The sequence below is a fragment of the Methylocapsa acidiphila B2 genome, from assembly GCF_000427445.1.
In the GTDB taxonomy this organism is placed as follows: domain Bacteria; phylum Pseudomonadota; class Alphaproteobacteria; order Rhizobiales; family Beijerinckiaceae; genus Methylocapsa; species Methylocapsa acidiphila.
Genome location: NZ_KE386496.1, coordinates 3,823,314 through 3,835,575, shown reverse-complemented (window position 1 = coordinate 3,835,575; position 12,262 = coordinate 3,823,314). Strand labels below are relative to the sequence as shown.

The window sequence follows — 12,262 nt, the reverse complement described above, 5'->3', positions numbered from 1 at the left end:
GGCTCCGCGCCGCCCGCGCGACTGGATGAGACTCTGGATCAGCCCGCGGCCGCTGCAGCCTTTTCGGCTGCTGCGACGGCAGCGGCGGCGCGCTCCTGCGCCTTTTTCTTCGGCTGGCCCTGCTTGGGATTGTTCTGCGGCTCGCGCTTCAAGACGCCGAGTCCGTCGAGCAGACGGGCGACGCGGTCGGTCGGCTGCGCGCCTTTGGCGATCCAGGCCTGGGCCTTCTCTGCGTCGAGCACGAGCCGATCGGCGGCGTCCTTCGCCTTCAACGGATCGAAGACGCCCAAGCGCTCGATGAAACGACCGTCGCGCGGCATGCGCGAATCGGCAACAACGACGCGGTAGAAGGGACGCTTCTTGGCGCCGCCGCGCGACAGACGAATTTTCAGGGGCATTGCTTTTCCTTATCTGTTGGCAATTGAACTTGGTTAAGCGGGTTATTCTTGGACGAGGCGCGGGCTCTCGACAGATCCGAGCAATTTCGCGCTCATTTCTTCTTCCCGAACGGATTGAGGCCGCTCAAGAGCCCACCGCCGAGGCCCGGGAGCTTCTCGCCGCCGAGCCCCGGCAATTTCGGCGGATTGGCCAAAATGCCGGGCGGCGGCGTAGAGGGAAGGCCAGACGGGGCCTTCGGCGCGCCTTTGCTCGGACCGCCTGACCCCGCTTGCTTTTGCCCGAGCTGCTGCTGCAAGGCCGCGAGCTGCTCCGGAGAGGGCTGCGGCATTCCGCCGCCCGGCAAGCCGAACATCGAGGCCATCTTGCTCATCGGCCCGCCCCGCTTGGCCCCGCCCATGGATTTCATCATGTCGGCCATTTGCCGATGCTGCTTCAGGAGCTTGTTGACGTCCTCGACCTTCACGCCCGAGCCGGCGGCGATCCGTCTCTTGCGCGACGCCTTGAGAATATCCGGATTGCGCCGCTCGGCCCCGGTCATCGATAGAATGATGGCGCGCTGACGCTTGATGGCGCGGTCGTCGATCTTGGCGGAGGCGAGTTGCTCCCGCACCTTGCCGACGCCCGGCAACATGCCCATGATGCCGCCCAATCCGCCGATTTTCTCGACCTGCGCCAATTGGTCGGCGAGATCTTCAAGATCGAACTTGCCCTTGCGCATCCTCTCGGCGATGCGCTGCGCCTTTTCAGCATCGATCGTCTCGGCGGCTTTTTCGACCAGCGAAACAATGTCGCCCATGCCGAGAATGCGGTTGGCGATGCGGGCGGGATGGAAATCCTCCAGCGCGTCCATTTTTTCGCCGGCGCCCAGCAGCTTGATCGGCTTGCCCGTGACCGCGCGCATGGACAGAGCTGCGCCGCCGCGGCCGTCGCCATCGACGCGCGTCAGCACAATGCCGGTGATGCCGACCCGTTCGTCAAAGCTCTTGGCCAGATTGACGGCGTCCTGGCCGGTGAGGCTGTCGGCGACGAGCAGGATTTCATGCGGCCCCGAAGCGGCCTTGATCTCGACCATCTCGGCCATCAGCGCTTCGTCGATGTGCGTGCGTCCTGCCGTGTCGAGCATGACGACGTCATAGCCCTGCAAGCGCGCGGCCTGCTCGGCCCGCTTGGCGATCTGCACCGGCGTTTGGCCGGCGACGATCGGCAAAGTGTCGACGCCGATCTGGCGGCCGAGCACCGCGAGCTGTTCCTGCGCCGCCGGCCTTTTGACGTCGAGCGAGGCCATGAGAACCTTGCGCTTCATCTTTTCGACGAGCCGCTTGGCGATCTTGGCCGTGGTCGTCGTCTTGCCCGCGCCTTGCAGGCCGACCATCATGATCGCGACCGGCGGCGCGGCGTCGAGATTGATCGGATCGGCTTCCGAACCCAAGGTCTCGATCAAGACGTCATTGACGATCTTGACGACCATCTGGCCGGGCGTCACCGATTTGATGACATTGGCGCCGACGGCCCGCGCGCGCACCTTGTCGACGAAAGAGCGCACGACGTCGAGCGCGACGTCCGCCTCCAAAAGGACCCGGCGAACCTCGCGCAGCGCGACATTGACGTCGGCCTCGGAAAGGGCTCCGCGCCGCGTCAGCGTGTCGAAAATTCCTGAGAGCTTTTCCGAAAGCCCTTCAAACATGCGCAACCGTCCTGTCGATAATCCCTCCGGCGGCGGAGGGCGGCCGCAGCGGCCAAATCTGGGGAAGAGCCCCCGAACCATAGGCTCGGCTCTCCCCGACGATCGAGAACCAAGCTTTGCAGCGCCTATCGATCAAATGAAATCATTCGGTCGACAAGACATCGCTTGAATTTCAGAAGCTTGAGTCTGTTCCGATCAGATCGAATCAATCTGATCGGAACAGACTCAAGCTGCAGCATTTTCGCGCCCGCCATGTCTAAGAACGAGCAATTCAATGAGGCGTTCAACGCAAAACGCGCCCGGGGGCGCAACGCGCTGCCGGACGTTAACCGCGCCTCCAATAGAGGCTAAAGCGGCTCGATCGCGATGGACGCCCTTCTAGCGAAGGCTTATGGCATTTGTAACTGGGCGGAAGCCGAAAAGTCAATAATCGTGATCCCGTAGCGCCTTCCGATCGGATCGCGTCATCCAAGCGACAAGAACTCGCGCCAGATTATCCGATTGAAGCATATTTCGAGCACTTGCTCTGGACCCTGGCGCAACTTGGCGTTGGAGCTATTTGCCAGCGTCAAAGCCGCGGTCTTCGCAACGCAAAGCCTCAAACCAACCGCGCATCGCACCATTGGCGCGACCGCCCAAACATGCTAAATCCACGCGGCGCCGAGCCCCAGCAGCGGCGACAATGCGACGGCGCCGACCGGTCCAGGGCGGCAAGTCCCGGTAGCTCAGCAGGATAGAGCAACGGTTTCCTAAACCGTAGGTCAGGGGTTCGAATCCCTTCCGGGACGCCACCGCTCAGCCGCGATCAGCTTCCGGATAGCAATTGCGCGCGGGCGCCGGACCACGCCACGCCGCACCGAACTGTCGCATTCAGCATCGACGAGCCTCCGCCCGACTACAGACGCGCCATCTCGGAACCTGAGATCGCTCGCGCCTACCCGAGCTGGACGCGACCGCGCCGGCGCGGCGAAATAACGCATATTGTATAACTACTAAGAACTTTCAGCATATAATTTATGATTTTCAATATGATTTTGTCTTATATCAAAACCACAATCCCTCGGTCGTGTGACATCACATCATGCATGATCAATATCACACGCCATCCAAGGGGAACCGGGTGTGTCAAGAAAGCTGCAACATCTTTTCGTGGTAAGCTCGATTAGCGCGGCTCTTATTGCGGGAACAGCAGCGCGCGCGACCACAACCATCTCAGCGCCGAGCGTAAATGTCAGCACCGTCAAGCAAGGCGGGGCCGTCCAAATCGCCACACAGGCTACGGCGAGCCCAACCATATCGAACTATACGGTCGGCATTCAGGTTTATTTCAACAACACAGTCATCGTAAGCCAATTCTTTCAGAATTTGACGCTGACGAGCAGTCCCATGACCGAGCGGTATAATTGGACCGTGCCGGCGAATGCGACCACCGGAACCTACACAATTCTCGCTGGCGTCTGGAACTCGAACTGGGTTTGGAGCACGGGCGCATCCACGAGCGTAACAGTAACGAGCTCGGCTTCGGCAGGAACGACCGGCGGCCAAACCACTGGATCGACGGGCTCTACGGGAACGCCTCTTTCCTCGAGCACTGCTGGCGCGAACCTGCCTGCGGCTGCGCAGGCTACGCCCTATTATTCCTGCTCCACGAACTGGTATGTCGACGCGTCGAGCGGCAGCGACAGCAACGCTGGAACCAGCTCCGGCGCTCCGTTCAGGACGATCGCCCGCGCGACGACGAAGAACGCCTCCCTTGCGGCCGGCGGCTGCGTCAATGTCGCGCCGGGAACCTATAATGAATTCGTGACCGTCACGAATTCCGCCGGCAAGGCCGGCAATCTGAACAGCAAGACCGGCTTCGTCGTGTTGCGCTCGACGACGGCTCTAGCGGCCAAGATCGTCGGGCCGAGCTCGAACGGCTATTCGGCGGTCACGCTTCCGGCGAGCTACGCCGTCATCGACGGCTTCGACGTGTCCGGCGGCGCCAACGCCGGCCATTGCATCGACGGCGGCTACAATGTGCCGTCCAACCACGCCCATCACCTGACGATCATCAACAACCACGCCCATAATTGCGGCGGCAGCGGCATATCGGTCAATAGCGGCGACTATTACATCATCGCCGGCAACACCTCGAACAATAACGCCGGAACCAGCGGCTACCAGACCAGCGGCATCAGCCTCGCCTCTGCGGTCAACGCGACCGGCTTCACCGCGACCTCGACCGACAGCAGCTACTACCATAACATCGTCGCCAATAATATCTCCTATAACAATGTCGAGACCTTCGCCTGCTCGACCTATGGCATGAGCGCCGGATGCCACACCGACGGCGAGGGAATCATCGTTGATTGCTTCGACTGCAGCGGCGTCGGGGTCTATACGGGGAGAACCCTGGTGGTCGGCAATCTCGTCTATGGCAATGGCGGCAATGGGATCCAGGTCGGACGGTCGAGCAATGTCGTGGTCGCGAACAACACGTCCTACGGAAACTTCACCGACGTGAACAATTACGGCACGGCGCGCGGCGAGCTCGGCAATATGGCCGGAACCAACACGACTTGGGTCAACAACATCGCCTGGGCCACGCCGGGCGCCGGCGTCCTGGCGAAAAACGTGCCCCTGTTGGACGAAGGAAAGATGAGCATATCCGGCGTCACCTATCCGGGAACCGGCGTGACCTGGAACAACAACATCTACTGGGGCGCGGGCGTCGCGGTCTGGAACGGCGCATCGATCAGCTCGTCGATGAATTTCTCGAAAAACCCGGGCCTCGTCGCGCCGACGGGCGGGAATTTCACGCTGACCTCGTCCAGCCCGGCTCAGGGCTCAGGCCTTCCCGAAGGCTTTTTGACGGATACGACGCCCAATATCGGCGCCTATTGAGTTCGAGCGCGCCCCGATTGGACGGGCGCGTCCAATCGACCAAAACGCGCGCCAGATCAATAAGCTCGAGCAGGTTCTCATGAGACTTCGGATAGATCCGAATGTCTGAGCGCCAAGAACGTCGATCGCCTTTTCCGAACATGCTTGAAGGCCCAAAACCATTCCCAAGCCTCGGGCCGACGCCAAACCGCGCCGGCCCGAATTTCCTTCGCAAGAGACCAGGCCAACAGTGTCGTCCGAACGGTTTCGCGCCGCCATTTAAGGCTTGACGAAACCTGTCGGAGATTTCATCTCCAGAGTGTCCTTATTGTCTTGAAATGATAGGCCATCGCCTCGAGCGCAGCTCTCCGCCCTTTGTCCAGGCGCGATGCACAGCCCTGTGCTTCATGCTATGAGCTTGCAGCATCGGGCTCGGCCTGGACTCGCCGAGGCGGTAAAGTCAGTCTCCCGTCCTTGGGACGGATCGATTCTTGAAATCACAAGGCAATTGCACCGGCTTTCCAACCGCGACGCGCCGTCAGGTTATTTAACAATAAAAAGAAGGCGACTGCATGCGCACCTACAGCTTTCATGAGGTCCTCGACCATATTTTGCTGGCCCGTTCATTTACGAAGACGAAGTTCGACGTCATTGGGCTGCCCGATGTTACGCTGCTTTTTACATTTCTGCGCGGAAAACCCAGACGATTATTGCGTCCCGTTATCGTCATTTATCAGCATATACTCTTTGTTTTGTCGCTTGTGCGCGCATCGAGAACCCATGACCTCATTATAGCGCGAGAGTTTCTGAGCGTCCCTTTGATTTGCGTCGCGCTTCTTGCCGCGCCGGCCAGGAAAAAAATTTGCTTCATCGTCAATCATAATTTGCAGAAAGCGCTGACGCTCAAGACGCAACGATTCGCTTTGACCCTCCTCTGCAGAATGAACTTCAAATTCGTCTTTCTTGAAGGAATGGACGGCCTGGAAAAATTAGGCGTTCCAATCAGGCGAGAGCAATTCTTCTATTTGCCAAACGTCGTGGTTCCGGTCGCTCCCGGAACTGCGCCGACGTCGAGGCAAAAAAGGCGGGTGGGCGCGATCGGCGAATATCGGCCGGAGAAAGGGATCGCAAAGCTGATTCCCTATCTGATCGCCCTACAGCAACATGCCGACATCGACATTATGCTCGGTTCGTCGAATAGCGCAGAACTCGAGAAGGCTCTCGACTGTATTGTAAACACAATTGAAATTGTCGATACGTCCACGCCAGAAGCCTATGCAAAAGCACTCTCTAGCTGTGATGTCGTAATTTTAAATTATAGCTATGATAATTACTACTATAGATCGAGTGGGGTCATCGTGAACGCCATCGAATGCGGCGCAAATATTGTTTGTCCTGATTACCCAGTCTTTCGAAAGCAAGTTTTAAATCCTATTCAGATCGGAGCTCTATTTACAGATGAGTCCGAAATATTTGACGCGATCACAAGCGTATTGGCCCAGCGCGATGCGCTATGCCGGAACATCGAGGCCTATGCGGCGGCGCGCACGCCGCAAGCGGTTGCACGGCACATTGACGAATTTGCAAAAATAAACCGGCTGATCTGACTGAGAGCATCGTTTCAACACCCGATCGACGCCTCGCATCGAAGATAATGGAACGCCATTCGCTATCTTGAGAGGTTTAAGGCCTCGGCGAGAGCCCCATTGAGCAAACCGCGTGGCCGGGCCGGAATGCGCGTGACATGGGAGCTAAACGCTTGCCGAACGACGAGAACTCCGCGGCTGCGCCGCCCCGGCGGGAAGATTATAGAGTCGTCGCCGGCTCCATGGGGCCGCGCCGCGATTTCAGGATCACCGTCGGCCTTCGAGAAGGCTGGGATCCGGAAGGCCGCGTCTTTGACATTTCCGAAGCCGTGCGGACCGCACGGGCCTGGATGAGGCGGCGGGTCGGCGCGGGACTGCCGGCGCTCTCCGGCATGTTCGCGCGCGCGGAAGTGACCTATGCTTGGCCTCGGCCTGATGGCTCCGTCGGCTCCGACCGCGAGCCGGTCGCAATCTTCGCTGGCGAGGCCGTCCATGCCTATCTCGGTCATCTGTCTGATAGCGACATCGAGGCTATGCTGAATGAACTTGCGGTAGAGCTCGGCGCCGCACTCGGCCAGGAACGGCTTTATGTGGCGTTTTGCGGACGCACATGGATCCTCGACGCCGGCCGCGACGAAGAACCGACGCGATCAGCGGCGCTCGGCTCGCCGTGACCGAGGGATCGAACCAAGACCTGGTTAGGTCGGCGGCAATATAGAAGAACTCACGCAAGCGCCTCCTCCGTCAAACCTACAGCGACCGACGATCGCTCGCATAGAGCAATCGCAAACGCCGCCGATAATTGCATATCCAAACCAACGCAACCGAGTGGATCAACAAGCCGCGCGCCACAAGGCGGAACGCATTCAGCGCTGATCCAGAATTCGACGATCCAACTCACATTGCCCCACATCGCCAAAGCGTTAATTTGCACCGAGCGATTCGGGTCACGCTCTTTAGGAATTCCTGACCCAAGCTTCCAATAGATGCGCGCCAGCGCCGCCGAAAAACGCGGCCGCGCATAGCGCCTTCTGGCCCGACGCCCATCCCCGCTTCCTCGATCCGTCGCCATTGCGGATCACACCGTCGCTTCAGGCCATGACGACGGACGCGACGCATTGATCGACCGGCTTCCGCGACAGATTTGCCGGCGGACTCTCTATGCCGCGAGGAAGCTGTTCCTCGACGCCTAAAGGTTTATGAAAAACTACTCTTCAATTCGACTCACTGTGTCAACGCAACCTACAGAGCTGGATGCTTCCATTAACGTCACCTCGTCGCTGACGTAGCGTTATTCTACGCGTGACGAAGCGTTGTTGAGTAAAACTCTCAGTGTTGATTGGAGCGGTTGATGAGAATGTCAAACAATTGGTCACGCGCGATTATCACGTCGCCAGCGGAGCGGATCGCGCAATGGGTCAGCCGGGTTGCTGTAGCGCCGCTGTTCCTTCTCGCCTCTGCGGTCGCCGCCTCAGCGACCCCGGTCATCTTTAATCAGCCTTTCTCTGCAAAGGCGGGCGACGTCATCAGCCTCACGGGAACTGGCTTCGGCGCTGCGCCGCAGATCTTCCTCAAGCCAGCGCACCAAACGAAGCCTCTAGCCATCCCGACCTTGCGGGGTCAAAGCACCTCAGTCGCATTTCAGGTGCCGAAAGGCCAAGTCTTCGACGTCTATGAGATCTGGGTGTCCGACGGCTCGACGACGAGCGCCCATGTCCTCATCAATGCACCTCATCCTATGCAATTCAGCGATCAAGAAGTCATGGGCGGCATGCTTTTTCGAATCTTCGGTAGAAACCTTTATGTCAACGGGACGACGCCAAAGGTTGCCTTTGTGGACACTCAGACCAATACGTCCCTCGCCGCTACGGTGAACACAAGCGCGTCGAACGACGCGTATCAGCTCTACCTGATCGCTCCGAGCGGCATTGCCGCAGGGCGAACCTACAAACTTGTCGTCGACAATGGATATGGATCCACAACGGCAGACAACACTGTTCTTGGGCGCGCAATCGGCGTCGATCATTTTGGAGTACGCCAGGCATGGGGCGTCGATTTTATTTATCAGAACGGGCCAGGCTACAAGGCCGGCGTCGCCGGAACCAACGAGAACGACCACCATGTCTATGACGTGACCAGCGATCCGTCCCTAAACGTTCACGCCAAGGGTGACGGCGTGACCGACGCGACCTGGGCGATCCAGCTCGCGATTAACACTGCCGCCTCGCATGGCGGCGGCCTCGTCTATCTTCCGGCCGGGACCTATCGCCTGGCCTCTCCGGCAGGCGTTGGGCTAACCTTGAAATCCGGCGTCATGTTGAAAGGCCACAGCGCCGCCGACACCAAGATCGTCTATGGTCCGACGACGCCGCAAGGCTCGTCCTACCAATTCTTCGCAATCTACTGGCCGCCCGGGACCAATCTCTCCGGCATCACGGACCTCTCCCTACAAAATGTCGACAAGACGAGCCAGATCGTCGTAAGCTCGACCGTCAACCATGGTTCGGCGAGCAAGATCGCCCTTCTGCGCGTCAATTGGGATCTCGGCAGCGGCCAGTCCATTAATCTCCAGGGCGACAAAATCGCGATCGTGACCTGCACGATCAAACAGTCGCCCAATAGCCAAAACCCCAATGCAAATGGCGCTAGCGGCGTTGGTCCTATTATAATTCAACAAGCAAGCAATTTTCTATTTTTCCAAAATATGGTGTCCTGGTCGAGCGGCCAAAACCAAATGGATAGTTTGACCAATGCCGTCATCGAAGGCAATCATTTCACCCGCAACGCCGATCTAATGGTCGCGACTTCGGCCCAGACAAGCTGGCCCTATCCATATGGCACGAATCCGATCACTGTCGGCGCCGTCGTCGAGCGCACGCCCGGCCGGCAAGTCAGCGTCAATTTCGGCAAGAATCTCGTAATTAACAGCAATATTTTCGATACTGCGGGCAATGCGCTGAAATATAACTGGGACGATGGCGAGACTGTCCTGAGCGAGGGCGGCGGACCTAATCCAAGGACGGACAGCGGCACGGCGACCTCGGCGACGGCCCTGTCCATCGCCGACGATTCGCGGTGCACCGGCGTCTGCTCCTGGAACTATTATCCCAATTCGGTGGTGAGCATCGTCAGCGGCGCGGGCGCTGGCCAGATTCGCCACATTGTATCTCGCAACAACAACACGTTCACGATCGACCAGCCCTGGGACGTCATTCCATCGCCTGGAGATCGCTTTGCAATCGACGTGCCGTCTCTGGAGAACGCGCTCATTCGCTCCAACACCATGTCTGGCAATCCACGAGGCATCGTGCTATGGGCAGGCACGTTTCTCAACACATCAATCTTCTCGAACGCCATGACCGACAACGGCGGCGTCATCGTGCGACCAGACCAGCGGGCGATGAATGGGACGAATGGCGCGCAATTCCATTTCGGTAGGGTGCACAACATCTAAATATACAATAATACCTTGACCAACACGAAAAGTCTGTTCGGCTCGAATATCGTGGTGAACTTCGCTCTAATTCGGCCAAATCAGTTCTGGGGCTTGGCCGTCGACGGCGTCGAAATTCGCAACAATAAGATCACCGCGCGGACAAATACGCCGTGGCGCGACTTTAATGAGGGTTATCTCAACAGTACAGTCTATCAGAATCCCACAGCAGACTATGTCGAGCAAAGCGTCAAGCCAGTCGTCGGAACGATTTTCCAGAACGACATCTGCGTGAATTGCCCAATCAATTTTGGCTTGAGCACCGGCGACCTCAATACCGTGATCTGGAATTCGACCATCACGACGGGCTCGACAATCGCGCTTATCAATGCGAGCAATATGTCCAAGCTCGTTGCCGACACAAAAATCTGGAAGACGACGACGCAAGCATCGACGGGCACGCTTGTCGGCCCTTGATCGCGCCCTGTCCCTCTCTCCGGCGCCTGGAGCGCGTTTCAATTGGATGCAATCATCCAATCGACAGGAGCGCGCTCCAGATCGATACGTCGTAACAGGGTCTGATGAGACATCGAATTATCCGATGTCTCAATGCCGATAAACCCGATTCAGTTTTTCGCTACTTGCGTGCCGTCGGGGAAAGCCCAACGCACGATGCTATGAACGCCCCGCGGATCAAATCGTCTGATTATAGGCGCCGACCTCGGGGCTTTCGCGCAAGACGCCGTCGACCGCCGCGAACATTTCGCGCATTCTCGCCTCCGACACCGGGCTCTCGACAACGACGACCAGCTCGGGCTTGTTCGACGATGCGCGGACCAGCCCCCAGGTGCCGTCCTGCGCGGTCACGCGCACGCCATTGACGGTCACAAGGTCACGAATTTTTTGTCCAATCAGCAACTCGCCATTCGCTTCCATGCCCTTGAAGCGCGCGAGCACTTTTTCGACGACGCCATATTTCTTCTCATCGTCGCAATGCGGCGACATAGTCGGCGATCCCCAGGTCTTAGGCAATTCGTCATAGAGCTCGGCCATTGATTTCTGCGGATTGCGGTCGAGCATCTCAATGACATGGATGGCCGTGAGGATGCCGTCGTCATAGCCGCGCCCGACCGGCGCGTTAAAGAAGAAATGGCCGGATTTCTCAAACCCGGCCAGCGCGCCCAGATCAGTGACCCGGCGCTTGATGTAGGAATGCCCGGTCTTCCAATAATCGGCCTTGACGCCTCGCGCGAGCAGTTCGGGATCAGTCGCGAACAATCCTGTCGACTTGACGTCGACAACGAATGTCGCGCCGGGATGCAGCTTGGCGAGATCCCGCGCCAGCATGACTCCTATTTTATCGGCAAAGATCTCCTCGCCGCGATTATCGACGACGCCGCAGCGGTCTCCGTCGCCATCGAAGCCGAGGCCGACGTCGGCGCCTGTCTCCCGCACCTTATCGGCCATCGCGTGCAGCATCTGCAGGTCTTCTGGATTTGGATTGTAGTGGGGAAAGGTGTAGTCGAGCTCCGCATCGAGCGGGACGACCTCGCAGCCGAGCATTTCCAGCACTTTCGGCGCGAAGGCCCCGGCGGTGCCATTGCCGCAGGCCGCGACGACTTTCAGCTTGCGCGCAATTTTCGGGCGGTTGGTCAGGTCGGCGATGTAGCGAGCCGGAAAATCCTCGACGAATCGGTAGGAGCCGCCCTCGGCGTAGCGATATTTTCCCTCAAGCACGATCTCCTTCAGCCGGCTCATTTCATCAGGGCCAAAGGTGACGGGTCGTTGCGCGCCCATTTTGACGCCGGTCCAGCCATTGTCATTGTGAGAGGCCGTCACCATCGCGACAGCCGGAACGTCGAGCTCGAACTGGGCGAAATAGGCCATTGGCGAAAGCGCGAGCCCGATGTCATGAACCTTGACGCCCGCCGCCATCAAGCCATTGATCAAGGCGTATTTGATTGAGCTCGAATAGGCGCGAAAGTCGTGGCCCGTCACGAGCTCCGGCTTGACGCCCATGTCGCGAAGCAAGGTTCCGAGCCCCAAGCCCAGCGCCTGCACGCCCATGAGGTTGATCTCCTTCTCGAAGATCCAGCGCGCGTCATATTCACGAAATCCCGTCGGCTTCACCATGGGAAGCGTCTCATAGGCGTAGGTGTTGGCGTCGAGTTGTGGCGCGGGCTTCGGAAACATGATTTCCATTCCTCAAGAGCTCGAAGGTCGGCGGACGCCGAACCCTGTTGAATCACGATCATCTAGAGCGCGTTCCGACTGGACGTCCAATCGACAAGAACT

8 protein-coding genes and 1 tRNA gene are annotated in these 12,262 nt (G+C 58.7%); 6 read left to right on the top strand and 3 right to left on the bottom strand.

What is annotated here, in order from left to right; translation table 11 throughout:
• Window positions 1–38: 38 nt before the first annotated feature.
• A complete protein-coding gene (gene rpsP, locus METAC_RS0121130; protein WP_026608545.1) occupies window positions 39–398 on the bottom strand; it encodes a 30S ribosomal protein S16 in 360 nt (119 codons plus the stop codon).
• Window positions 399–490: 92 nt separating this feature from the next.
• Window positions 491–2,083: a signal recognition particle protein gene (gene ffh, locus METAC_RS0121125; RefSeq protein ID WP_026608544.1), complete on the bottom strand. Its 1,593-nt coding sequence runs from the start codon at window positions 2,081–2,083 to the stop codon at window positions 491–493.
• A gap of 714 nt (window positions 2,084–2,797) precedes the next feature.
• Between ffh and METAC_RS0121105 the strand changes: the two genes are divergently transcribed.
• The 6 genes from METAC_RS0121105 (at window position 2,798) to METAC_RS0121075 (ending at window position 10,444) form a co-directional block, all read left to right on the top strand.
• Window positions 2,798–2,874: transfer RNA gene (locus METAC_RS0121105), tRNA-Arg, on the top strand.
• Window positions 2,875–3,469: 595 nt separating this feature from the next.
• Window positions 3,470–4,969 carry a right-handed parallel beta-helix repeat-containing protein gene (locus tag METAC_RS25440; RefSeq protein WP_156898303.1) on the top strand — a complete coding sequence of 500 codons (1,500 nt, stop codon included), beginning with the start codon at window positions 3,470–3,472 and terminating at the stop codon, window positions 4,967–4,969.
• A 551-nt stretch (window positions 4,970–5,520) separates the two neighbouring features.
• Window positions 5,521–6,555, top strand: coding sequence for a glycosyltransferase family protein (locus tag METAC_RS0121095; protein WP_026608543.1), 1,035 nt, complete (start codon window positions 5,521–5,523; stop codon window positions 6,553–6,555).
• Between the two features lie 137 nt (window positions 6,556–6,692).
• Window positions 6,693–7,208, top strand: a complete 516-nt coding sequence (locus METAC_RS24835) for a hypothetical protein (protein WP_051335745.1) — start codon at window positions 6,693–6,695, stop codon at window positions 7,206–7,208.
• A gap of 683 nt (window positions 7,209–7,891) precedes the next feature.
• Window positions 7,892–9,988 carry a glycosyl hydrolase family 28-related protein gene (locus tag METAC_RS0121080; RefSeq protein WP_026608541.1) on the top strand — a complete coding sequence of 699 codons (2,097 nt, stop codon included), beginning with the start codon at window positions 7,892–7,894 and terminating at the stop codon, window positions 9,986–9,988.
• A 15-nt stretch (window positions 9,989–10,003) separates the two neighbouring features.
• On the top strand, window positions 10,004–10,444 hold the full coding sequence (locus METAC_RS0121075; protein WP_026608540.1) for a hypothetical protein: 441 nt from the start codon (window positions 10,004–10,006) through the stop codon (window positions 10,442–10,444).
• Between the two features lie 216 nt (window positions 10,445–10,660).
• Here the strand turns inward: METAC_RS0121075 and METAC_RS0121070 are convergent, their stop codons facing one another.
• On the bottom strand, window positions 10,661–12,160 hold the full coding sequence (locus tag METAC_RS0121070; protein WP_026608539.1) for a phosphomannomutase/phosphoglucomutase: 1,500 nt from the start codon (window positions 12,158–12,160) through the stop codon (window positions 10,661–10,663).
• Window positions 12,161–12,262: the final 102 nt, after the last annotated feature.